This window comes from Bifidobacterium miconis (genome assembly GCF_019331735.1).
In the GTDB taxonomy this organism is placed as follows: domain Bacteria; phylum Actinomycetota; class Actinomycetes; order Actinomycetales; family Bifidobacteriaceae; genus Bifidobacterium; species Bifidobacterium miconis.
Map to the genome: position 1 here is coordinate 1 of NZ_JAHBBH010000010.1, position 23,623 is coordinate 23,623.

Here is a 23,623-nt window from a genome sequence, read left to right on the forward strand (position 1 = left end):
ACAGCCTCTCAATCGTCAAACATCGGGCACCAAACGCGGCGACTATCATGGAGACCGAAGAGGTGGTTGCCATGATGCGGTTGTTCCACAGTACGACTGTCGGTGACGGCGGCGATGATGCCGCCCGCACCCTGCCCGAATCGACATACATCCGCCCGGCCGCGGTGGCCGGCTCGTTCTACCCGGCCGATCCCGGCGAACTGAAGGACATGATCGACCGGCAGCTGGATTACGCGCGCACGCTGCTGCACGATTCAGGGTTCGCGCAACGGCTGCCCGCCGGCGCGCCGAAGGCGGTGATCGTGCCCCATGCCGGATACGTGTACTCCGGCACCACCGCGGCGCTCGCCTACGCGCTGCTCGAACGCGGCCGCGGCACGATCCGCCGCGCCGTGATCGTGGGCCCGACGCACCGTGTGGCCGTGCGCGGCGTGGCCTGCCCGACGGCTGCCGCATTCCAAACCCCGCTTGGCACCGTGCCGGTCGACCGGGACGCGGAACGCCGTGCGCTCGCGGTCGTGCCGTCCATGATCGTCAACGACGCGACCCATGCGCGCGAACACGCGGTCGAAGTGCAGATCCCGTTCCTGCAGCGCGTGCTCGGCGACGATCTGAGCATCGTGCCGCTCAATGCGGGCGACGCGAGCCCGGCCGAGGTCGGCGACGCGATCCGCGCCCTGTGGGGCGGGCCGGAAACGGTGATCGTGATCAGCTCCGACCTGTCGCACTATCATCCCGAATCCGTCGCCCGCGCCTTGGACGACGCGACCATCGCGCGCATCGCGCCGCTGGGCGAGCCGACGATCCGGCCGAACCGCGCGTGCGGCGCGTACCCGATCAACGGCCTGCTGGACGTATGCCCCGGCAAGGGCATGACGCTGCGGTTCCTCGGATGCTCGACCTCGGGCGACGACGGGGAAGTGGCACTGGCGAACGCCGCGGCGGGAGCTCCGTCGGATGACAGCCCGCGCGCCAAGCGTCCGCCGATGCGCGACCCGGACACGCCGGTGGTCGGCTACGCGTCGTTCGCCGCATGGGAGCACGACCCCGAGCATGACCCCGAAGGCCATGAATCGCTGCAGGCCGCATCCGACCGTCGTCGTGCCGCCGACGGCGCGTTCGGCAGTGCGGCCAATCTGCCGGACCATGCCGACACGGTGCTGCCTGGTCTGGCCCGCGCCGCGCTCGCGCAATACTTTGGCCTCGCCCAACCCGGCGACCCCACGCCGGCCGACATCGTCGCCGCGCACCCCGAACTGAACCGCCCGGGCGCCAGCTTCGTCACCCTGACCGAACACGGACGGCTGCGCGGCTGCATCGGCACCATCGAGGCGTACCGCCCGCTCGGCCGCGACATCGCCGAACACGCGATCGACGCCGCCATCCACGACCCGCGGTTCCGCCCGGTCACCGCAGGCGAATACCCGGACGTCAGCGTCGAAGTGTCGGTGCTGTCCGCGCCCGAACCGATGCGCGTGCCGTCCCGCACCGCACTGGAGCGTATGCTCGAACCCGGCCGCGACGGGCTCATCATCGACGACCGCCACGGCCATCGCGCCACGTTCCTGCCGCAGGTGTGGGCCGAACTGCCCGACAGCCGCGAGTTCGTCGGCCATCTGCTGCGCAAGGCGGGACTGCCGGCTTCCTATGACTGGCATGACGGCAGCGTGATCTGCAGCCGGTACACCGTCGCCGCGTTCGACGAGGCGCGGCGATGAGCGCGAACGGCGGAGAGCCCGGATTCGCGCGAACGTCGGCGGTGCCGCCGACCGGACCGCTCACGGCGGACGAACGCCCGGCCGAGCACGCGACGGAACCGTCCGTTGCCTCGTCGGCGACCGGCCGCTGGCAGCACCGATTGCCGGACGGCCGCGTGCAGTGCGACCTGTGCCCGCGCCACTGCGCGCTGCGCGACGGCCAGCGCGGCTTCTGCTTCGTGCGCTCCAACCACCACGGCACGATCATGCTCGACACGTACGGCCGCAGTTCCGGCTTCGCGATGGACCCGGTCGAAAAGAAGCCGCTCAACCACTTCCATCCCGGAAGCGCCGTGCTCAGCTTCGGCACGGCCGGCTGCAACAGCGCCTGCCGCTACTGCCAAAACTGGTCGATCTCCGCCTCCCGCCAGTGGAGCACGCTCGCTGTCGAAGCGAGCCCGGAGAACATCGCCGCGGTCGCCGCCGACTACGGCGCGCAATCGGTCGCGTTCACCTACAACGATCCGATCATCTTCGCCGAGTACGCGATCGACACCGCACAGGCCTGCCACGAGCTCGGCATCAACGCGATCGCCGTCACCGCCGGCTACATGTCGGACGCCTCGCGCGCCGACTTCTACCGGGTCATGGACGCGGCGAACATCGACCTCAAAGGCTTCACCGAGGACTTCTACCGCAGCGTCACCGGCACGCGGCTGCGCGACGTGCTCGATACGATCGCATACGCGTGCAACGAAACGGACACGTGGGTCGAACTGACCACGCTGCTCATTCCCGGCTACAACGACGACGACGCGCAGCTGCACGCCGAATGCGCGTGGATCCGCGAGCATTGCGGCCGCGACGTGCCGCTGCACTTCTCCGCGTTCCACCCGGACTACAAGATGCGCGACGTGCCGCCGACCCCGCTCGCCACGCTTGTGCACGCGCGCGGGATCGCGATGGGAGAGGGCCTGCGCTTCGTCTACACCGGCAATGTGGTCAACCGCGACGGCGACACCACGTTCTGCCCCGGATGCGGCGCGGCGCTCATCGTGCGCGACCGGTACGACATCGTCTCCTACCGGCTCTCCGCCGACGGGCATTGCCCGGACTGCGGATCGGCGATCCCCGGCAGATGGGACGCCGACGGAGCCGGCGGCTTCGGACGGCGTCGGTGGCGCGTCGCCATGCGGTAGGAGAGGTTGGTGCGGTCTGCGCAATTCGGGCGGCTGATGTCCGGTCCGCGCGGTCGAGGCGCGGCAGAGTCCCGCAAACGCCGTCGTTCCGGACTTTGTGAAGATTCTGACGGGAAGCTGTGAGGATTACGTTGTTTTCACCTGCCGCCCAGCGCGTTGCCAAGAATTTTTACTAGGCTCACGAACCGTGAGGAATTTTTTCAAAGGCATATCGCTGACGTCGTTGGCCGCGGGCGCGCTCGCCGCGGTCACGTCGTTTCTGCTGTCGGCCAAGATAGGCATGGCCGGCTCGGTGATCGGCGTCGCCGCGGGTTCGATCGTCTCCGCGGTCTCGTCGCAGATCTACAAGAACGTGCTGAGCGCTTCCGGTCAGAAACTGCAGGACGTGACCGGCGTCGGTTCGTCGTCGGATGACGGCAAGGCCGACAGCAAGACCGATGCAGCTGCCGACAGTGCGTCCGATACGTCCGATACGGCCGGCGTGGCGAATGGCAATGACGAAACGACCGTGCTCGCGCCCGGCGCCGTCGCGTTGCAGGAACGTGCGGATGCGGCCGCTCGTGCAGGCCGCGTGATCAGCTCCGCGGACGGCGCCGATGCGACAGTCTCCGATATGACCGCGGTCGGTGCGGACGGCACGACCGTGCTGCCGACGATCGACGGTGCGGCCGGTGTGTCCGGAGCGGAGCAGGCCGGCAACACGCTGGCGAATCTGGTCAACGCGACCGAAACGGCGCACCATGGCGGTTCCGTTGATCGTGCCGGCCAAGCCGGTCGTGTCGGACGCGTCGCGTCGTCGCAGGGCGTGCATCATGTGGCCGCGCCGAGCATCGCCACGACCGTCAGGCAAAAGCGCATCGCGTTGGCCGTCGCCATCATCAGCTCGCTGGTCGCCGTGGCCGCGACCGCCGGCATCATCATGCTGATCACGCAGGGACAGGGCACCGACTCCGTGGTGCGCGACATTGTCAGCACCACGCAAACCCCGTCGCAGCCGAGCGATCAGGGGCAGACCGGCAACGCGCCGACCGAAGGCCCGACGGACACGCACCACGGCACGACGGACGATACCGGCACGACGGACGGCGACACCGATGGCACCGATTCCGGCACCACCGGTTCGACCACGCAGGACGGCGCCGATGCCAACGATTCGACCGATTCCGGCACCAGCGGCTCCACGTCGGACGGTACGTCGTCCGGCTCGTCGAACGGTTCGACCTCGTCCGGTTCGACCAGCGGCTCGGACGGTTCGACCTCGTCCGGCACGTCAAGCGGCACGTCCACCGATTCCGGCACCAGCGGATCCACCGACAGCGGTTCCAGCTCCTCCGGCGGTTCGTCTTCGGGCACGACCAGCGGATCGGATTCGTCCGGCAATTCTGGTTCGACATCCTCCGGATCCTCTTCCTCGAGCGGCGGCGACTCGTCGTCCGGCTCCTCCAGTGGCACCGGTTCGACGGACGGCTCCGGCTCGTCCACATCGGGGGAGAGCGGATCGTCATCCGGTTCGGCGCAGTGATCCGACGGCAATCCGCCATCCGGCCGGTGTGACGCGGCGGGCGGCTCGGCTTCTTCGGAACTGTCGGAACTGAGCGAAGCCGCCGACACGCCGATGTTGCGGGCCTGACCATACTGTCGTATGCTATCTCAGGTTCGCAAGAACGGGGCTATGGCGCAGCTGGTAGCGCATCTCCATGGCATGGAGAGGGTCAGGGGTTCGAATCCCCTTAGCTCCACCAACAAAGGCCCGGAAGCCAATCGCTTCCGGGCCTTTTGCATATCATTCGCATCCGGCAACGTGTTTGGCGTGACATTGTCCCTGGCACAGCCGGCCTACTAGCCGCAATGTCACGCTATAAGGTTGATTTGCGTGACATTGCGGCCAGTGTCTCCACTCTGCCCTCGGCAATGTCACGCAAGTGCCGCATGAACCGGACCCTACACGCCACTGTCTCTACACGCCACAATACGAAGGGCTTTTTCACCACACGATGGTGTGGCCGGCGGCAGCGGCCCCCAATTCCATGTGCAGCTTGGCGATGCCAAGGCCGATTTCGGATTGCACGCCATCCAACGCCTCGGCGCGGACCGTCTGGCCGTCGGCCAGCAGCGTGAACCGGAACGGCTGCTTGCCCAATGCGCTCGGCGCCAGCTGCGCGGCCTCCAGCGCGCTGACGAACCACGCCGGTGCATCGGCCAGCGTGCCGCCGCCCTCCACGGCGCCCAATTCCTCGACCGGCTTGCTGCGGTGCGGCCGGCCCGGACGGGTGGCGTGGCCGAAGGCGATCGCCGCGGGCATGCGCTCGCCGTCCTCCAGATGCCAGAAATCGTCGTGTTCCGCCACATCGTGCAGCACGGCCCAGCCGGTGTCCAAACCGAGCGACACGGCGGTCAGTGCGAGACGCTCGCCGAAATATCCGGCACGCTCGTCCAGATCGGCGGTGTCGCCGGCGGCCGCGTCGCGTCCGATCAGCGCAAGGCACCAGCGCACGTTCCTGAACCGGCCGTAATGCGTCGGGCATCCGCCGAACGCGTCCGTCTCGTCATGCACCAGCCGGATGTTGAGTCCGCCCTCCGCATTCGCCGCGGCCACCGCGGCGCGCAACTCATCCAGCGCGGCCGCATCGATCGGCTGGTCGGCGAAATCGCGCACGGCATGACGGGCTTCCATGGCTTCGGTGATGTTCATTACGGCTCCTCAACAACGTGTCCGTCGACGGACGGCACGAACGGCTGCATGATGCTGCACCCATCGTAGAAGACGCACGATATATTCTCTGAGAGATTTTTCACAGAGGCGCGCTGGCGGACGCATGCCGACCGGCGTAGGCTGGAATCGTTTGGCAACCGTATGTCGTAGTGAAAGGACGCTATCATGGCAACGCTCACCGCTGAGATGAAGACCTTCATCGAGAACAACCTCGCTTGGATCGCCACTGTCGACAAGGACGGCAACCTCGACCTCGGCCCGAAGATGTCGCTGTTCGTACTTGACGACAACCACCTCGCCTACCACGAGCGCACCGCCGGCCAGCATTACCAGAACCTTGAGAACGGTTCCCCGCTGGTCGTGGCCGTCGCGAACCTCGCCGAGAAGAAGGGCTACCGCTTCCGCGGCAACGTGACCCTGCACACCGACGACGCGATCTACGACGAACAGGTCAAGGTCGCCGAGGAGAAGGGCACCAAGAAGCCCGCCGCCATCCCGGTGCTCGAGATCACCGAGATTCAGGACCTGTCCTCCGGCGCCACCGCCGGCAAGACCATCGAAAAGGACTGAGCCGGTCCTTTCCGGCCGCATCTTGCTCGGCCGGTATTTGGTTTGGCCGGTGTCCGCGAATCGTCGCGGGCACCGGCCTTTTGCATTGCATGGTGCGTTACGTGGTCCGCAAGATCCCGGCGTCCTCGAAGGCTTCGCGGTAGACGTCGATCAGCCGCGGCAGCCGCATGGACGCGTTCGCCGGGCTGGTGGACGGCAGCTGGATCATGGGCACGGCGCACCCTGCGGCCGACAGTCCCGGTTCGATGAGGCGACGATACAGCTGCCCGGCCTTGGCGCCGGTCGTGAACACGCGCGTGACGCGCGAGCCGCGCAGGATCGGCGTGAGATCGTTCGGCATCGCATTGCGGATGCTCGAGTCGCTTGCCCCGACGATGTCGCACGAGGCGATCACGTCCCACAGCGCGACATGATGCCGCAACGCGAATGCGCGCCGCGAATCGGGGGAGTCTCCGGGCACGTCGTTCGGATCGGCAGGATCGGCGAACAGGGCGGCCATCACCGGCCAGAACCGGTTCTGCCGGTGCATGTAGTAGAACCCGGCCTCGCGGGATTTCGGGCTCGGCATCGACCCCAGCACCAGCACCCGGGATGCCGCGTCCCAGACCGGTCCGAACCCGTGTTCCACGTGTTCCATTCGTCTTGCCCTGCGATTCAGCGGATCCGATACTCGTGTCCGCGTTGCGTGATGAAGAACCCCAGCCGGCGCATTTTGCGCGTGAGCGAATACAGGGTCGTCGCCATCACGTCCCGCTGCTCCGCGAATCCGACCCCGTCGCCGAAGACGAGCCGCGACAGGTCGTCGAAGCTCAGGAACCGCCCGTCGGCGCGGATCAGCGCCTCCAGCGCCGAGTATTCGCGCGGCGACAGGGCGATCGGCCGGCTGGCGCTGCGGTAGTAGGCGCGTTGGGCCCGCGTATCGAGCGTCAGGTCGCCGTGGATGAGCAGCGCCGGACCGTCCGACCCGGCATGGCCGGGCGACAGCAGTTCGACGTAGGACAGCAGTTCCGCATCCGAGAACGGTTTGTTGATCGTGACCGACGGATGCAGGGGAGAGGCCGGGTCGTCGATGGCGTAACGGCTGGTCTGCTCGCGTCCGCGCGGCATCGACGGTGTGGCGAGCAACGCGATTTTCGGCAGCGGCCGGGCGTGGCTTTCGCCGCCGTCGGCATCGCCGTCGGCCGGATGGGGCTGCAGGAGCTGCGCGAGCCGGCCCATGAGCTCCGGGTCGGTCAAGTCGTCAAGCAGCACCGCATCATAAGGTTTCGGGGCGTGACCGCCGCGGCCGTCCCGGCCGTCCCAGCCGGCGCGGCGGGCTTCGCCGGGCGGCGTCCGCTGCGGAAGATCCTGATCGTGCAGGCTTGCCGCGATCCGAAACGCCTCGTCAAGCTGCCGCGCATCCGACGCCACGTCGACCGTGTGCCCGGCGGACTGCAGCGTTCCGGCCACGGCCGTACCGAGCGCCGCACTGCTGGTCACGAAGAGCAGATCCATCGTCGCCTCCCGCATCCCGCCGGATATCCGTATGCTCCAGCACGTATATTCCAGCACTATAGTCCCGCGGGTGCGCAACGGGACCGCCGCCTGAACGGTCGTTTCGGCCGGCGTGCCCGGCGCGGCCGCGCCCATCGCGCGTTCGATGCGGAGCGCCCCATGCCGCATGCGATATCGCCCGGCCGATATGATGTGAACGGAACGAACGGCCCGACCTTTGCGAAACGGGGGAGACGATGATCGACGAAGTGGTGATGCTCAGGCACGGACGGACCTCGTACAATCTGGCGCGCCGGCTGCAGGGGCAGATCGACGTGCCGCTCGACATCGTCGGCCAATGGCAGGCCGATCAGGCCGGCTTCGAGCTTGCGCAACGCTACTACTGGGCCAAAGTCGGCAACATCGCCCGCAATCCCGAGCTGCTCGCCCAGCCCGGTCCCGACGCGGCGGAACGCAGCAGCATCGACGAATACCGTCAGGCCCCGGCCGCCCGCCGCCGGCTCGTCGTGCTCGCGTCCGACCTGTTCCGCGCGCAGCAGACCGCGCACGCGTTCGCCGACCTGCTCGGCATTCCGGTCGAGCTCGACCCGCGCCTGCGCGAGCGCAAATTCGGCCAGTGGGAGGGCCTGACCCGCGAGGAGATCCGGACGATGGACGAAGCCGCGTACGTCTCGTGGCGCAAGCATGAGGGCGGCGAGCTCGCGTACGGCGTGGAGAGCCGGCGCGACGTGGGCCGGCGCGGAGCCGAGGCGATGCGCGCGATCATCGTCGACCCGCGGTATGCGGCCGAGCCGACCACGTTGGTGGTCGTCGGCCACGGGTCGTGGATCGCGGCCACGATCGAAACGCTGATCGGACTCGACCCGGACGGCAACGCGCTCGGCGGCATCCGCAACGCCTCGTGGAGCCGGCTGAGCGTGGTCGGCGCGATGGGCGGCGTGCCGCTCGACGAGCCGGTCTGGCAGCTCGACGAGTTCAACCGGTCGCCCATGATCGCCCAGTACGCCGACTGGGAGAACGGCCCGGCGGATCTGCGCGGCCCGGACATGCCCGGCTGGAAGCCGATCGCCATGTGACGAGGGGGACGACGGATCCGGACCGGCGCGCGGACGTGCGAGAACGCGCGCACGCACGCAAGCGCACGCACGCTCACGCATTCCGCACGCGAACATGAACGTGATGTGCCGATATGCCCGCCACGGCGGGCCTGTCGCACCATAGGGACTATTCTTGTCACGGTTTTACACGGGACGCGGCGGCACGCGCCGCATTCGAACGGCGGAAGGCGGGTGAGACGAGACATGCTGAGAATCTTCAGCACCATCAACGGCCAAGTGGAGCAGGTGCAGAAACCCGAGAACGGTTCGTGGATATCGCTGAGCGAACCGACCGACGTGGAACTCGCCACCATCGCGCAGGAGACCGGCGTGGACCTCGCCGACCTGCGCGCCCCGCTTGATGACGAGGAACGCTCCCGCGTCGACATCGAGGACGACTACACGATGATCATCGTCGACATCCCGACCGTCGAGGAGCGCGGCGGCCGCGACTGGTACGAGACGATCCCGTTGTCGATCATCGTCACGCAAAGCCTCATCATCACCGTGTGCATGCAGGACACGCCCGTGCTCCACCCGTTCATGGAGGGCACGATCCGCGGGTTCAACACGTTCATGCGCACGCGGTTCATCCTGCAGATCCTGTACCGCAACGCGACCATGTACCTGCGCTACCTGCGCATCATCGACCGCGAAAGCGACAAACTGGAATTGAAGCTCCGCCATTCCATGCAGAACCGCGAGATCGTGATGCTCATGGAGCTGAGCAAGACGTTGGTGTATTTCACCACGTCGCTCAAATCGAACGAAATCGTGATGGAGAAGCTCACCACGCTGCCTCGCGTCAAGCAGTACCCGGACGACGAGGACCTGCTCGAGGACGTCATCACCGAGAACAAGCAGGCCATCGAGATGGCGAACATCTACAGCGGCGTTCTTGCGAACATGACCGACGCGTTCGCCTCGATCGTGTCCAACAACCTGAACAACGTGATGCGCATCTTCACGATCATCTCGATCACCCTGTCGGTGCCCACGCTCATCTTCTCCATGTACGGCATGAACTTCCAGACCGGCATGCTCGGCATGCCGCTGAGCGACAAGCCGTGGGGCTTCGCCGCGATCATCATCATCTCGATCGCCCTGTCCGCGGTGGTGACATGGTTCCTCACCCGTTCGCGCATGTTCAAGTAGCCGCGTCGCGTGCGGTCCGCGCGGCGGCGGCCGGATGCGCGCTCGCCCTGCTGACGATGCCGTTGCTGTCGGGCTGCGGCGTCGCCTCGAGCGGCGGTGCAGCCGACGGAGGCGACGCCGCGGCGACGTCGGCCACGTCCGGACAGCCGCTCGGGCCCACGATCACGATCGGCGTCGCCGCCGACCTGCCCGGTCTCGGCTATTGGCACGACGGATCGTATTCCGGATTCGACGTGGACGTGGCCCGTCACGTCGCCAAAACGCTCGGCTACGGCTCTCAGCAGATCGTGTTCGTACGCGTCGAACCGCAGGATCGCGCCGCCGTGCTGCAGGACGGGAGAGCCGACATGGTCGTCGCCGGCTACGCGATGACCGACGAGTCCGCGCAGGCCGTCACGTTCGCCGGCCCGTATCTGGAAACCCGGCCGGCCGTGCTCGTGCACGACGACGATACGTCGCTCGACGATCTGTTCGCGACCGGCGATGATCGCATGAACGACGATCGCGAGGACAATACGGAACACGCGGCGGACGACGCGACGGTATGCGCCGCGACCGGCACGGCAATGCACGCGCGCGTCGCGTCCCGCGACGACGTGACGCTGTCCGACTACGACACATACGGCCGATGCATGACCGCGCTCATGGCCGGCACGGTCGACGCGGTCGCCGGCGACGACGCGACGTTGCCGGGACTGGCGCGCCACCGTCGCGAGTCGTACCGGATCGTCGCGGACGATCGCGGCGACGACGCGCTGCGCTACGGCATCGCCGTGCGCCACGGCTACGACGAACTCGCGAACAAGATCGCCGGAGCGCTGCGGGCGATGATCGACGACGGCTCGTGGCGACGGTACGTCGACGCCGATCTCACGCCGCTCGGATACCGGACGTCGCGGGACCTGTCCGCCCGGGACGTCACCGTCCACTAATCGCGGCGCCGGCCGCGGTTCGCCGGCCGCGTTCCACGGTGCGACCGCAATGGGCGGAATCACGCGCATGTGTCCAGTTGCGTGGCAATAATGCACCGTATGGCTAATGAGAAGAACACCGCCGCGCAGGCGGCCGAAGTCCCCGCCGAGCCGTCGTTCCGCTACAACGCGGCGCTCGCGCAGGACATCGAAACCAAGTGGCAGAAGAAGTGGGACGACGAGGGCACCTTCTGGGCCGCCAACGTCAACGGTGACCTCAAGGACGGCAAGGGCCGCAACGCGGACGGCCGCCCGGCCTTCTTCGCGATGGACATGTTCCCGTACCCGTCCGGCAAGGGCCTGCACGTCGGCCACCCGCTCGGCTACCTCGCCACCGACGTGGTCTCCCGCTACCACCGCATGAAGGGCGAGAACGTGCTGCACGCCATGGGCTACGACGCGTTCGGCCTGCCCGCCGAGCAGTACGCCGTGCAGACCGGCCAGCACCCGCGCATCACCACCGAGCAGAACATCGCCAACATGCGCCGCCAGCTGCACCGCATGGGCCTGAGCTTCGACAACCGCCGCTCGTTCGCGACCATCGACCCCGGCTACGTGCGCTGGACGCAGTGGATCTTCTCGCGCATCTACGATGCGTGGTATGACGAGGACGCCAAAAACCCGTCCGGCTCGCAGGGTTCGGCCCGTCCGATTTCGGAGCTCGTCGCCAAGTTCGAGAACGGCGAGAAGGCCATTCCGGGCCACGAGTCCGACGGCAAGGCGTGGGGCGACCTGAGTGAGGCCGAACAGCAGGACATCCTCAACGACTTCCGCCTCGCCTACATCTCCAAGTCGCCGGTCAACTGGTGCCCGGGTCTGGGCACCGTGCTCGCCAACGAGGAGGTCACCGCCGAAGGCAAGTCCGAGCGCGGCAACTTCCCGGTCTTTCAGCGTGAGCTGCGCCAGTGGTCCATGCGCATCACCGCGTACGGCCACCGCCTGATCGAGGACCTCGACGGCATCGACTGGCCGGAGAAGGTTAAGCTCATGCAGCGCAACTGGATCGGCGAGTCCCACGGCGCGTCCGTGCACTTCACCGTCGCGACGCCTGCGGGCGACAAGGACATGGAGATCTACACCACCCGTCCCGACACCCTGTTCGGCACCACGTTCGCCGTCGTCTCCCCGGAGCACGACCTGCTGCAGTACGTGCCCGCCGAATGGCCGGCCGGCATTCCGGACGACTGGAAGGGCGGCTACGCGACCCCGGCCGAAGGCGTCAAGGCATACCGTCTGGCCGCCGAGTCGAAGACCGCTAAGGACCGCGTCGAAGAGGCCGGCGAGAAGACCGGTCTGTTCACCGGCCTGTATGCGACCAACCCGATCACCGGCGTGAAGCTCCCGCTGTTCACCGCCGACTACGTGCTCATGGACTACGGCACCGGCGCGATCATGGCCGTTCCGGGCGGCGATCAGCGCGACTACGACTTCGCCGTGAAGTACGGCCTGCCGGTCATCTACACCGTCCAGCCGCTGCCGGAATCCGGCGACGACCTCGCCAACTACGAGGGCAAGGCGCCGTTCGTCAGCCACGACGGCATCGTCATCAACTCGTCCGTGGACGCGACCGCCGCGAAGGGCGACGCGCTTTCGCTCAACGGCCTGCGCGTCGACGACGCGATCGCCAAGGTCAACGCGTGGCTCGAGGAGGCCGGCGTCGGCAAGGGCACCGTGAGCTACCGTCTGCGCGACTGGCTGTTCAGCCGTCAGCGCTACTGGGGCGAGCCGTTCCCGATCGTCTACGGCGAGGACGGCACCCCGCACCTGCTGCCGGACTCCGCACTGCCGATCAACCTGCCGGACGTGCCCGACTACCAGCCGCGCACCTTCGACCCGATGGACGCCGAATCCAACCCGGAGGCGCCGCTGAGCCGCAACGAGGATTGGGTCAAGGTCGAGCTCGATCTTGGCGACGGCAAGAAGACCTATTACCGCGACACGAACACCATGCCGAACTGGGCCGGCTCCTGCTGGTACTACATGCGCTACATCGACCCGACCGACACGGCCCACATGGTCGAGAAGGACGAGTTCGACTACTGGATGGGTCCGAACCACAACAAGTACTCGGGTCCGGAAGGCGGCGTCGACCTGTATGTGGGCGGCGTCGAGCACGCCGTGCTGCACCTGCTCTACTCGCGCTTCTGGCACAAGGTGCTCTTCGACCTCGGCTACGTGGATTCGGCCGAACCGTTCCACAAGCTGTTCAATCAGGGCATGATCCAGGCGTTCGCCTACACCGACGACCGCGGCCAGTACGTGCCGGCCGCCGAAGTCGAGGAAGGTCCGGCAGGCGCCGACGGCGAGCCGACTTTCACGTGGCACGGCGAGCACGTCAACCGCGAGTTCGGCAAGATGGGCAAGAGCCTCAAGAACATCATCACGCCGGACGACATGTACGAGAACTACGGCGCGGACACGTTCCGCCTGTACGAGATGAGCATGGGCCCGCTGGCCGACTCCCGCCCGTGGAACACGCGCAACGTGGTCGGCGGCATGCGCTTCCTGCAGCGCCTGTGGCGCAACGTCGTGGACGAGAACACCGGCGAGGTGCACGTCTCCGAGGACGCTTTGGACGCGAAGACCCTCAAGGCGCTCAACAACACGATCGCCGAGGTGACCGAGGAAATGGAGGGCATGCGCCCGAACACCGCGATCTCCAAGCTCATCGTGCTCAACAACCACCTGACCTCGCTCGGTTCTGTGCCGCGCGCCGCCGTCGAGCCGCTGATCCTCATGCTCTCGCCGATCGCGCCGCACATCTGCGAGGAACTGTGGGCGCGTCTCGGCCACACGGAGTCGCTCGCGCACGAGCCGTGGCCGGTCGCCGACGAGCGTTATGTCGGCCAGGACACGGTGACCGCGGTTGTGCAGATCAAGGGCAAGATCCGCGCCAAGCTCGAGGTTTCGCCCGACATCGATCCGGCCGAACTGGAGAAGATGGCGCTCGAGGCCGTCGCCAACCGTCTCGGCGGCAAGACTCCGCGCAAGGTGATCGTCAAGGCCCCGAAGATCGTGTCGATCGTTCCGGCCGAGTGATCGGTTGCGGTCAGCCGCCCTCCGCGGTTGACCGTCGGTCGAACGGTTGTGGACAACCCGTTGTGGACAACTCCCGACCATTCGACCACACAGACTATTCCGACTGGACAAACGCCCGTGCATCCCGCACTGTTGGGAGGCATGGGCGTTTCTCATATCGGCACGAAACGCGCGCCCGCTGGCTCCGATCCGGCATTGCGGCTGCGCGCGGCGGCGCGGGACACGGTGCGGCGTGATGCCGAGCCGTTGCGTAATGCTGCCGTGCCGCATGACGCTGCCGTATTGCGTGACGATGGCGCATGGCATGATGCGCGGCATGACGAGTGGGGCAACGACGATCCGCCGTCGCTCGATCCGCCGCCCCCGCCTGCTGTTGCGGCCGTTGCCGCCGACGATGCGGCTGATGCGGCCGGCATCGCCGAGACTGCCGCATCCGCTGCGTCGCGACGACCGCGGATGACGTCGCTGCACGGCATCGCCGGCGTGCGATCGGGCGACGGCGACGCGGAACGCCACCGCATCGTGCGAGACCGGCCGCGGCTCGCGTTCAGGCAGATCCACGCGCTCATGGCGGTCCTGCTGCTGACCGCCGCATTGTGCGCGAGTCTGACCATGCTGCTGCAGCAGTCGCTGCGCTACGAGTCGGCGCTGGCGGAGACGCGAGCGCAGCTGCAGCCGGATGAATCATCATCGTCCGGTGACTCGTCCGATACGACGACGTCCGACGGAGGGCGGACGGGATCGTCGGCATCAGCGTCTCCATCCGACACGAACGACAGTTCTGGCAAACAAGCCGCGCAAGCCGGCACGGACGGAGGGAATGGCACCGTCGCAGGGGCCGACGACGGCGTCTCCGGCAACAACGATGCAAACGGCACGAGCGCTGTCGAGAACGGCGGCGGCGATGCCGCAACGCAATCCGACGGAAGCGCGGCATCCGGCACGGCGACCCAGCCAGTCAACGACGGACTGATCGATCTCAACACGGCGTCGGCCGAGGAACTTCAGACGATCAAGGGGATAGGCCCGGTCACCGCCGACCGCATCATCGCCTACCGCAAGCAGATCGGCCGATTCTCCAGTGTTGACCAACTGCTCGAAGTCAAGGGCATCGGCGCGAAAACGCTCGCCAAAATCCGCGATCAGGTGGCGGCGCGATGAGTCGGCAAGACCGCGAACAGGGCAGCCGCGACTGGCGCATGCTGCCGGTCGCGCTTGCCGTATGGGCGGCCAGCCTCGCCACGCACCACACGTTCACACGGATCATGAGTGCGACCGCGGGGGAGCGGTCCGTCCGACTGGTCTTGATCTGCATGGCGTCGCTGACGATGGCGTGCGGTTTGTTTGCCGCAATCGGCATGGGCGGTCGAATGCCTGCATGCTTTCGCCGCGGCTGCGCCGATGACGAATGTGGGCCAAACGACACTGCCAGAGTCATGAACGGAGTCCCGGTCGGAGGCGGCATGACCGTTGTCGTCATCGCCGTGCTGCTGTCGGCGGTCGCCGCATTATCCGCCGATCTGGCGCAGTGGCATGACCCGGCCAGCACGCTCGCACGCGAACGTTCGCCGGTCGTCACCGCCGACGTCCGCATCGCCACGCCGGCCACCGCGGCCGACAAACGCGGCATGGACTGCCAGATTGACGGCATCATCCGCACGCTGCACGACGGCGACGTCGAACGCGCATCGACGGCCGGCGTGCGCGTGTACGCGTCCGACGTGAACTGCGCGGCGCTCGTCGACGGCGCGACCGTTCGCGCGCAGGGCGCGCTGCAGCAGGCGCAATACGGCAAGCAGCCGCTGTGGCTCGTCATCGACATGCCAGAATCGGTTGCGATCGTTCGCCAAGCAAGCCCGGGCAAACGCGTCGTCGCGCACATGCAGGACGCGTTCTTCGCCGTCACCGAACGGCTCTCCGACCAAGGGCGCGTGCTCGTGCCCGGCCTCACGCTCGGCGTACTCGGACAGGACCACGTCGTCGCCGGCGGCGTGATCGCCGGTCACGGCGCAACCGGTACCGGCGCAAACCCGAACGGCAACGATGGCACGGGAGCGGCGGCCCAGCCGGGCGGGGCGACGGGCATTCCGAAACTCAACGCGACCTACGCGGCCGGCGTCGAAGAGAACTTCCGCCGTTCCGGCATCATGCACCTCATGGCCGTCTCCGGCGGGCACTTCATGCTCGTCGCCGACATGACGCGGCGAACGTGCGCACGGTTCCTGCTGCCGCGACGGATCGTCGCCGGCATGGTGGCGGTCGCATACCTGCTGCTCGCCGCGATCATGTACCCGTCCGATTCCGTGACGCGCGCGCTCGTCATGGGACTGTTCGGCGCTGCCGCGGTGTTCGTTGGCCGCCGGGGCCAATCCGTGAGCGCGTTGAGCTGGACCGTGATCGGCACGCTGCTGATCCGACCGAGCATGGCGGCCAGCTACGGATTCGCGCTCTCCTGCGCCGCCGTGCTCGGCATCGTCCTGTTCGCCGGCACGATCGGCGACCGGCTCGGCGCGCTCATGCCGCGGTTCCTCGCCCAGCCGCTTGCCATGACCATCGCCGCGCAGTCACTGACCTTGCCGATCCAAGTGCTCATGGAGCCCGAACTGCCGCTCGCTTCCGTGCCCGCGAACCTGCTCGTCAGCCCGTTCGTCGACTTCGCGACGCTTGCCGGACTCGCCGCGCTCGCCGTCTCATGGGCGAGTCCGCAGGTCGGATTCGCGCTTGCATGGGTCGCCTCCTGCGGCACGCAAGTCATGGAACGCGTCGCCGCATGGCTTGCCAGCGGCCGATACGCCGTCGTCCCGTGGGCGGGCGGCATCCCGGGAGCCCTGCTCATGCTTGCCGCCGAAGCTGCGCTCGTAGTCTTATTCGCCGTTGCCGTGCCTTGTTTTGTTCGTCGTCTGCGCGACGCATTCGGGACGCAGAACCTGCATGACGTGTACGGCGGACGAGACGTGCGTAGAAAACCGGGCATTCGTCGCATGCGTAATGGGCGTCATTTTCGTTCTTCCGCGTCAACGTTGCCCGGTGAATCGTTTCGTCCTGGTATCCGTGCCCGTGCCGCCCGATGGCTTGCCGAAACCACGACCCTGTTCGGCCGTGATTTCGACTGATCAGGATATGGCCTCGGCGGATGCCGGATGACGATCGGCGGCAGGGGTTAGTACTGTCCGGACTGCGAGGCGAGGGTCCAGCCGTCGTTGAAGGCGAAGTGATCGGTCACTTCGGTCTTGTTTTTGAGCTGGTACTTGGTGCCGGCGGTGCTGCCGTCATCATCCCATGTGGCGTCGATGACCAGCCATTTGCCGTCGATCTTCACGTAATTCCAGGCGTGCGACGTGCTGTAGCCGGACACGGAGCCGGAGACCACGCGAGTGTCGAGTCCGGCGGCCTTGCCAAGCAGCTGGTAGGCGTATGCGTAGGACATGCACACGCCCTTGCCGCTGACCATGCCGTACGGGCTCCACGCGTCCGGGTACCGCTTCGATGCGTCTATGCTGTCGAATGCGTTGGCGCTGTCGGTGCCGCCGGATCGTTTGAAATTGACGGCATCATAGTCGTAGGTCATCTGGCCGGCGAGGAACTGCTCGATGGCGATGGCCTTGTCCCGGTCGGAGCCCTGGAAGCGCGAGACGTTCGCGTTCACGAAGTCGGCCATTGTCTTCTGCCGCTGCTTGTAGTCGTCCGGGTATTTCACCCACATCACGGTCCTGTCGCCCTTCTTGCGCACCGCGTAAGCCACGCCGTCGGATTCGGTGCGAATGTACGGGTTCTGGTAGATGATCTCCGTCATCACATCCTCCGTGCTCACCTGATAGTCGTCGGCGGCGTACTCGGTGATGTCGATGACCTCATGGCCGTTGAGGATGTTGTTCGCAAGATATTTGCCGTAATCGGTCGACGCGAAGATGAAATACGGGGATTGGCTCGTGTCCGAATCGATCTTCTTCGTGTCGTAGCCGCTCCAGTCGGTATTGCCGTTCACTGCGTTGACGCGGTCGAGCACGCCGCCGGCCTTCGGCAGGGATTCGAGCGCGGCCTGCTGAATCTGCGGGAAGATCGCGTTCAGATCGCCCTCGTAGTACAGGTGCCCCGTGTTCGTGATCTTCGTGCCGGGAGCCGAGACCAGGAAGTTCCAGCTCGCATTGCCGGTTTTGCTGATCTCGCTGAACGTGCTGGGAATCGTCGCAGTCGAACCGTTGGCCATCGTCACGAACGTGTAGACGTATTGTTCCATGTCCTCTTCGAGCGTGTTGTCCTCTCCGAAGACGCCCTTCGAATTGTAGATCCACTGGCGGTGCTGCGTCTGGTTGGCGGGGCCGATCGGAATCGACGGCACGATGTCGTTCGCATCGACCGCGCGCCAGCGTCCCTCGTGGCCTTCCGCGTCCACGCCGGAGACCACAAAGTACAGTTTGCCCGCCGAATCCGGATTGTACGAGCCGCCGGCCTGCTGCAGCACGTCCGCGCAATAGTCTCTTGTGCTGCCCGTGCATGCGTCGATGTAGTCCTGATCCTCTACGGCCAGCGAATGGAACGCCTCGTTCTGCGAGTATGTGGTTTCCGGCTCGTTGTCGAGGAGCTTGCTGCTCTTGACCTTGTCGTAATCGTTCGAAAGCAGCTGAGTCGTCTTGGACGAGCCGATCTTCGTGATTTCGGTGCGTTCTTCGGAGAAGTTGTCGTCGCCCGGCTGGCCGACCTGCGGCAGCACGATGTACGTGTATACGTTGTACGATGTCGCGCCGTCGAGTTTGTTCCATGAAATGTCGACGCCGCCTTCGGCGTTGACGACCGGCGTGATGCCGCTGACAGGGGAGAGCTGTTCGACGTCGGTCGGATTGACGACCTTGAAGAACTGCACGATCGGCCTGGCGAGCTTCTTGCCGTCGGATCCCATGTACTGCACGTAGTAGTAGCCGTCGGACGGCAGAAAGCCACGTTCCTTGCCGATGCTGTCGCCGTACTGCATATACTTGGGGATGTCCATCGTGCCGCTTACGTCGACGGTGCCGTTGCCTTCCTTGTCGTTGCTTGGCATGCCGGCGTTGATGCTGGTTGGGATCGGCACCGAGAGCGAGGCGTCCTGGTAGATCTTCGCGCAGTCGAATTCCGTCATGTCGGTGTTTTTGAGCGTGAACGCCCAGTAGTCGTCGCTGACGACCGATGCGTCGCCGGTGAGCGTGATGCGGAATTCGTGGTAGATGTCGACCGCGATCGGATCCTTGAGCTCGTATTTGGATGCTGGCAGTGCGCTGCCGTATGCCTGTTCTGCGGTTGGCAGCGCCGTGTTGGCGAGTTTGTCGCGTCCGGTGAGTTTGTAAGCGACGAGCAGTCCGCCGCCGATGATGAACGCCACGGCGACGATTGCCGCGACGACCACGATCCACCAGCGGAACCGTCGTGGCGCGTGCCGCTGTGCTCGCCGCGACGCGCGCCGGTCGGGCGACAGGCCTTGCGGCTGGGCGGCTGGACGACCGGGTTGCGGAGGTTGCGCGTATGCCGGTGACTGTCCGTAGACCGGTTGCGTTGATGGCGTTGGTTGCGGCGGTTGCGCGTAGGGTTGCGCTGTTGCCGGCGGTTGTCCGTACGTCTGTCCGATCGGTCTTGATTGCCGTTGCGGAATTCGCGGCGCGCCCTGTTGTTGCGGATAGGCCGGATAGCTGGACTGCGGCGGATATGGAGCCTGCGGTTGGGGCGGCCGCGGCTGACTGTATGGCTGACCGTATTGCTGTCCGACGGGTTGCGTCGGCCGTGGTTGTCCGCTTGCCTGCGATCCGGTTGTTGGTGGATACGGCTGTTGATAAGGCTGCGAGGGTGGTTGCGGTGTGTGCGGGACGGGCTGTTGGACGGGCTGTTGCGGTGCGATGTGCGGATCGGGTTGTGATTCGTCGCCTGGCTGTCCGGAGTGCGTCATTGCCGTTTGTTCCCTTCTCTGGCGTCTGTGCGTTGGTTCCAATGGTATAGGTTTTCACCGTGTGCGGCCCGTATTGCCCGCATGGTATCGGTCCGTGTTGCGTCCGACGCGCGGCGAGATTCGTGAACGGTTCGCGTCGGGCGCGACACGGGTCGTATGCGACCGTCGTCACTGGTACTGTTCGGTTTGCGAACTCAGCGTCCATCCGCTGCGGGCCGGGAAGTGGTCGGCCACGTCGGATGGCTTCTTGAGCTGATACCTGGTGCCTGCGTCCGCGCCCTCGTCGTCCCACGTGGCGTCGACGAACAGCCACTGGCCGTCGACCTTCACATAGTTCCACGCATGGCCCGCCTTCGTACCGCTCACGTAGCCGCTGACCACGCGGGTGTCCAGTCCGGCCGCCTTGGCAAGCGCCTGATAGCCGTATGCGTATGACATGCACACGCCTTTGCCGGTCACCATGCCGAGCGAACTCCATGCATCCGCATATTCGGCCGTCGCCTCCACGTTTTCAAACGTGTTGCCGTTGCCCTCCTTGACGGCGGCGAACGCGTCGGTGTCATACGTCATCGCCTGCGCGAGGAAGCGCTCGACGGCGATGGCCTTGTCTCGATCCGATCCTTGAAACCGCGAGACGTTGGCGTTCACGAAGTCGGCGAGCCGCTGCTGGCGTTCGCGGTAATCGTCAGGGTATTTGATCCACAGCACTGTCTTCTCGCCGACCTTGCGCTTCGTATAGTCGAAGGCGTCGCTGGTGACGGCCAGATACGGGTTCTGATAGCGCAGCTCGTTGATCACGTCACCGGTGTCCATCTCCCATTCGGGATAGTCGGAGACGTCGATGACCTCGTGCCCGTTGAGGATGTTGTGGGCGAGATACGTGCCGAACGCATTCGACGCGAAGGTGAAGTACGGCGACCGTTCATCGTCCGAATCGATTGCCTTCTTGTCGTATCCGCTCCAGTCGACTTCGGCTACGTCGGTGAGACGGTCGAGCAGGCCGCCGGCTTTCGGCAGCGCCGCGATCGCCTCCTGTCTGACGTTCTCGAGCTTGGCGTTCAGATCGCCTTCGTAGTAGAGGGTGCCGGAATCTTCGAGCGCGGTGCCGGGGGCCCGGTATTGGAACGACCATGCGTGTTCGATGCCGTTGGCGTTCGGCGTCAGGGCGCTGAATTCGCTGACGATGGGCACGGTGGCGCCGTTGGCCATCGTCACGAACGTGTAGACGTATTCCTGCATTCGTTCGGCGAGCGTGTTGTCCTCGCCGAAGATGCCGCGCTCGCCGTACATCCATTGTTCGGTCGTCGCGCCGTTCGCGACGCCCAACGGGATCGACGGCACGAGATCGCTCGCGTCGTATGCGTGCCAGCAGCCCTCATGGCCGTTCTCGTCCACGGCCGTGACGGCGAAATACAGTCGGCCGGCCGAATCGGCATGCCATACGCCGCCGGTGCGCGTCATGGTCTCGGCGCAGCCGTCGCTGTCGCTGGTGGGGCAGATGTGTTCGATCTCATCCTGATTTTCGGTGGCCAGCGCCCGGAACACGTCGTTCTGCCGCCATGTGCGTGTACCTTCGCGGTTGCCGTAGTCGTAGTTGGAGGTGGCCTTGTCGGTGTCGTAGTCGTCGGACAGCAGCTGCGTCGTCTTCGACGTGCCGAGCTTGGTGATGCTGCCGCGTTCGCGCCGATAGTAGGAGTCTCCCTCCTCGCCGATCTGCGGGGTGATGATGTACGCGTACACGTTGTACGATGTCGCGCCGTTCACCGAGTTCCAGAAAATGTCGATGCCGCCGTGGTCGTTGACGACCGCGTTGACGTCAGGTGCGCCTGACAGCCGTTCGATGCCGTTATCGGTGTCGTCTTCGCCCACCACCGTGAAGAACTGAACGATCGGCTTGGCGAGCTTCTTGCCGTTCGAGCCCATGTACTGCACGTAGTAGTAGCCATCGGAGGGCAGGAAGCCGGTGTCTCCGACGATCGCGTCGTCGTCGTGCAGTTCGCCGGAAAGCGGCATGAGGCCGCTGATCTCGATGTCGCCGCTGCTCCTGTCTTCGTATCGCGGCAAATGGGCGTACGCGCTGGTCGGGATCGGCACGCTCAGCGCCACGTCCTGATACACACGTGCACTGTCCTCGGCGCTCATCTCCGCACCGTGGAGCACATAGCTTGATGTTCCCGACTTCTCCGAGAAAGTCACCTTGGCCGGGTCGGTCAGCGAGATCACGAACTCGTGATTGGTTTTCACGACGATGGGATCGCGCAGCTCGTACTTGCTGGCCGGCAGGGCGGTGCCGTACACCGTTTCGGGACTTGATGCCGATCTGAGCACGTCGTCCGGCTGCAGAAGTTTGGCGACGTACAGTCCCGTGCCCACGATGGCGATGGCGACGATCGCCGCGATGATCGCGATCCAGCGTTTGACGCCGTGTCGTTTGCGCTGTTGGACCGTTTGGTTGCCGAATGGTTGACCGACGGCCGGTTGACCGCCGAACTGCTGGCTGTCTGCCAGTGGATTGCCGGTCGGCGGATTGCATGGCCGACTGTCGGCCGGCTGTCGGTATGCTCCCTGCGACATGGCATATGCCGGTCGTCCGACAGGGGGAGCGCCGTACGCCGCAGGCCGTTGCTGCGATGATGACTGCGCAGTCGGCGGATGGGTGCCGTATATGGGGCCCGGTTGCTGCGGAGGATGCGGTTGCGCTGGTTGTGGGACCGGTGGCGTTCGCATAATCGGTGGCGTTTGCGTCCGCTGAGGATAGGCCGGCTGTACGGGGGATTGAGGACCCGTGTTGAATACGTTGTCATCATGTGGCGGCTGTGTCATGGATCCCCTTTGTTCTCTCGTTATGACGTTGATAACCATCTTACAGATATGCACTCCTGAATCCAAGAATCTGCCCACCTTTGCAAAGCGGTTTTCCTTACTTGAGGTGTGAGGATCAGCAGGCCAGCGACAGTGCGGGAGCTTCCCCGTGCGAGACGATCGAAACGGCTTCCGAGGCGGGTGCCTTGGCGTCCGCTTCGGAAGCGCGCAGGATCCACGCACGGATCGCGGCCGTTCTTGCCTGCTGACGTTCGCCGTAGCAGACGCCAAGATGTTCGCCGGCATTCGGCATGGCCCACTGCTCGTGTTCCGTTTCGTATTCGGCGGCGAGCTTGCGGCAGACGGACATGAATCCCGCAAGCAACTGTTCGAGCCCCGATCCATTGGCGTCGTAGGCGAGGCGCAGCGTGCGCCACACCCACGGGTTGGTGAATGCGGATTCGGGCACGCCGGCCTCGCGCAGGCAGTGCAGGCCCGCAACGGTGATGACGCGCTGAGCTTTTCTCGACCGTATGCCGATCAGTTCGAACACGTTGGAGGACACGTTGAGGATGTGGTCACCATGCGCGAACATCAGCGTCTGGCAGTAGTCGTATTCCTGGCTGTCGATCTGCAGCGGGCGCAGGTCATGGCTGGTCAGATGCCAGCCCTTGCACATCGGGCAATGGTAGATGCGCTGCTCACGACGACGGTTCGATGCGGAACCGCGGCATGATGCCAGTGCGAGCTGAGCCTCGTCGGCTGTCGCATAACGGTTCTTGCCAGTGTGGCAGTGGCCGCGGGTCTTGGCGATGTGTTGAATGCTATACATGCGCATGGTGGTGCTCCTTCGTATTGCCGTGATCCCTGTTGATCACGTCCGGAGGTTTTCCCTCCTGCAATGCCTAACCGGACAAAGCGTCGATGCCTGTGCCCGACGGCTTCCGAAGAGCCGCGGCACCGTTCTTCGCC

The 23,623-nt window shown here is 65.7% G+C and carries 16 protein-coding genes and 1 tRNA gene; 11 read left to right on the top strand and 6 right to left on the bottom strand.

What is annotated here, in order from left to right; all coding sequences use genetic code 11:
• The first annotated feature begins 71 nt into the window (after positions 1-71).
• The 4 genes from amrB (at position 72) to KIH79_RS04820 (ending at position 4,638) form a co-directional block, all read left to right on the top strand.
• Positions 72-1,718 (top strand): AmmeMemoRadiSam system protein B, encoded by a 1,647-nt coding sequence (gene amrB, locus KIH79_RS04805; RefSeq protein ID WP_236023622.1) that lies wholly within the window; start codon positions 72-74, stop codon positions 1,716-1,718.
• Entirely contained in the window at positions 1,715-2,896 is a 1,182-nt protein-coding gene (amrS, locus tag KIH79_RS04810) for an AmmeMemoRadiSam system radical SAM enzyme (RefSeq protein ID WP_219058378.1), read from the top strand. Before amrB ends, amrS begins: the two co-directional genes overlap by 4 nt.
• A 187-nt stretch (positions 2,897-3,083) precedes the next feature.
• The gene (locus tag KIH79_RS04815) at positions 3,084-4,418 is read left to right on the top strand and encodes a hypothetical protein (RefSeq protein WP_219058379.1); all 1,335 of its coding nucleotides are present in this window, start codon (positions 3,084-3,086) and stop codon (positions 4,416-4,418) included.
• Positions 4,419-4,562: 144 nt separating this feature from the next.
• Positions 4,563-4,638 (top strand) — tRNA-Ala (locus tag KIH79_RS04820).
• Between the two features lie 242 nt (positions 4,639-4,880).
• Here KIH79_RS04820 and KIH79_RS04825 read toward each other — a convergent pair.
• Positions 4,881-5,588: a nitroreductase family protein gene (locus tag KIH79_RS04825; protein ID WP_219058380.1), complete on the bottom strand. Its 708-nt coding sequence runs from the start codon at positions 5,586-5,588 to the stop codon at positions 4,881-4,883.
• 186 nt (positions 5,589-5,774) lie between these two features.
• Here KIH79_RS04825 and KIH79_RS04830 point away from each other — a divergent pair, with 186 nt between their 5' ends.
• A complete protein-coding gene (locus tag KIH79_RS04830) occupies positions 5,775-6,179 on the top strand; it encodes a pyridoxamine 5'-phosphate oxidase family protein (RefSeq protein WP_033493298.1) in 405 nt (134 codons plus the stop codon).
• 97 nt (positions 6,180-6,276) lie between these two features.
• On the opposite strand, the gene KIH79_RS04835 is transcribed toward KIH79_RS04830, so the two are convergent.
• Both KIH79_RS04835 and KIH79_RS04840 read right to left on the bottom strand, forming a co-directional pair.
• The gene (locus KIH79_RS04835; protein WP_219058381.1) at positions 6,277-6,816 is read right to left on the bottom strand and encodes a DNA-deoxyinosine glycosylase; all 540 of its coding nucleotides are present in this window, start codon (positions 6,814-6,816) and stop codon (positions 6,277-6,279) included.
• A 17-nt stretch (positions 6,817-6,833) separates the two neighbouring features.
• Positions 6,834-7,808 (bottom strand): response regulator transcription factor, encoded by a 975-nt coding sequence (locus tag KIH79_RS04840; RefSeq protein ID WP_236023623.1) that lies wholly within the window; start codon positions 7,806-7,808, stop codon positions 6,834-6,836.
• Positions 7,809-7,909: 101 nt separating this feature from the next.
• On the opposite strand from KIH79_RS04840, the gene KIH79_RS04845 reads away from it, so the two are divergent.
• The 6 genes from KIH79_RS04845 (at position 7,910) to KIH79_RS04870 (ending at position 17,048) form a co-directional block, all read left to right on the top strand.
• The gene (locus KIH79_RS04845; protein ID WP_219058382.1) at positions 7,910-8,749 is read left to right on the top strand and encodes a histidine phosphatase family protein; all 840 of its coding nucleotides are present in this window, start codon (positions 7,910-7,912) and stop codon (positions 8,747-8,749) included.
• Positions 8,750-8,974: 225 nt separating this feature from the next.
• On the top strand, positions 8,975-9,925 hold the full coding sequence (locus KIH79_RS04850) for a magnesium transporter CorA family protein (RefSeq protein ID WP_033493306.1): 951 nt from the start codon (positions 8,975-8,977) through the stop codon (positions 9,923-9,925).
• On the top strand, positions 9,892-10,857 hold the full coding sequence (locus tag KIH79_RS04855) for a transporter substrate-binding domain-containing protein (RefSeq protein ID WP_219058383.1): 966 nt from the start codon (positions 9,892-9,894) through the stop codon (positions 10,855-10,857). The genes KIH79_RS04850 and KIH79_RS04855 overlap by 34 nt, the downstream gene beginning before the upstream one ends.
• A gap of 90 nt (positions 10,858-10,947) precedes the next feature.
• On the top strand, positions 10,948-13,935 hold the full coding sequence (gene leuS / locus KIH79_RS04860; RefSeq protein ID WP_420829354.1) for a leucine--tRNA ligase: 2,988 nt from the start codon (positions 10,948-10,950) through the stop codon (positions 13,933-13,935).
• Between the two features lie 141 nt (positions 13,936-14,076).
• A complete protein-coding gene (locus tag KIH79_RS04865; protein ID WP_236023624.1) occupies positions 14,077-15,096 on the top strand; it encodes a ComEA family DNA-binding protein in 1,020 nt (339 codons plus the stop codon).
• Positions 15,093-17,048 (top strand): ComEC/Rec2 family competence protein, encoded by a 1,956-nt coding sequence (locus tag KIH79_RS04870; protein WP_219058385.1) that lies wholly within the window; start codon positions 15,093-15,095, stop codon positions 17,046-17,048. Before KIH79_RS04865 ends, KIH79_RS04870 begins: the two co-directional genes overlap by 4 nt.
• A 47-nt stretch (positions 17,049-17,095) precedes the next feature.
• On the opposite strand, the gene KIH79_RS13110 is transcribed toward KIH79_RS04870, so the two are convergent.
• From KIH79_RS13110 to KIH79_RS04885, 3 genes are all read right to left on the bottom strand, one after another.
• Positions 17,096-19,315 (bottom strand): transglutaminase domain-containing protein, encoded by a 2,220-nt coding sequence (locus KIH79_RS13110; RefSeq protein WP_219058386.1) that lies wholly within the window; start codon positions 19,313-19,315, stop codon positions 17,096-17,098.
• Between the two features lie 702 nt (positions 19,316-20,017).
• Positions 20,018-22,423 (bottom strand): transglutaminase domain-containing protein, encoded by a 2,406-nt coding sequence (locus KIH79_RS04880; protein WP_219058387.1) that lies wholly within the window; start codon positions 22,421-22,423, stop codon positions 20,018-20,020.
• 364 nt (positions 22,424-22,787) lie between these two features.
• Positions 22,788-23,483 (bottom strand): hypothetical protein, encoded by a 696-nt coding sequence (locus tag KIH79_RS04885; RefSeq protein ID WP_219058388.1) that lies wholly within the window; start codon positions 23,481-23,483, stop codon positions 22,788-22,790.
• Positions 23,484-23,623: the final 140 nt, after the last annotated feature.

Excerpts from the sequence above, each read along its gene's own strand:
- amrB (WP_236023622.1), top strand. The coding sequence starts at position 72 with ATGATGCGGTTGTTCCACAGTACGACTGTCGGTGACGGCGGCGATGAT.
- amrS (WP_219058378.1), top strand. The coding sequence starts at position 1,715 with ATGAGCGCGAACGGCGGAGAGCCCGGATTCGCGCGAACGTCGGCGGTG.
- KIH79_RS04825 (WP_219058380.1), bottom strand. The coding sequence starts at position 5,588 with ATGAACATCACCGAAGCCATGGAAGCCCGTCATGCCGTGCGCGATTTC.
- KIH79_RS04830 (WP_033493298.1), top strand. The coding sequence starts at position 5,775 with ATGGCAACGCTCACCGCTGAGATGAAGACCTTCATCGAGAACAACCTC.
- KIH79_RS04835 (WP_219058381.1), bottom strand. The coding sequence starts at position 6,816 with ATGGAACACGTGGAACACGGGTTCGGACCGGTCTGGGACGCGGCATCC.
- KIH79_RS04840 (WP_236023623.1), bottom strand. The coding sequence starts at position 7,808 with ATGGGCGCGGCCGCGCCGGGCACGCCGGCCGAAACGACCGTTCAGGCG.
- KIH79_RS04845 (WP_219058382.1), top strand. The coding sequence starts at position 7,910 with ATGATCGACGAAGTGGTGATGCTCAGGCACGGACGGACCTCGTACAAT.
- KIH79_RS04850 (WP_033493306.1), top strand. The coding sequence starts at position 8,975 with ATGCTGAGAATCTTCAGCACCATCAACGGCCAAGTGGAGCAGGTGCAG.
- KIH79_RS04855 (WP_219058383.1), top strand. The coding sequence starts at position 9,892 with ATGGTTCCTCACCCGTTCGCGCATGTTCAAGTAGCCGCGTCGCGTGCG.
- leuS (WP_420829354.1), top strand. The coding sequence starts at position 10,948 with ATGCACCGTATGGCTAATGAGAAGAACACCGCCGCGCAGGCGGCCGAA.
- KIH79_RS04865 (WP_236023624.1), top strand. The coding sequence starts at position 14,077 with ATGGGCGTTTCTCATATCGGCACGAAACGCGCGCCCGCTGGCTCCGAT.
- KIH79_RS04870 (WP_219058385.1), top strand. The coding sequence starts at position 15,093 with ATGAGTCGGCAAGACCGCGAACAGGGCAGCCGCGACTGGCGCATGCTG.
- KIH79_RS04880 (WP_219058387.1), bottom strand. The coding sequence starts at position 22,423 with ATGTCGCAGGGAGCATACCGACAGCCGGCCGACAGTCGGCCATGCAAT.
- KIH79_RS04885 (WP_219058388.1), bottom strand. The coding sequence starts at position 23,483 with ATGTATAGCATTCAACACATCGCCAAGACCCGCGGCCACTGCCACACT.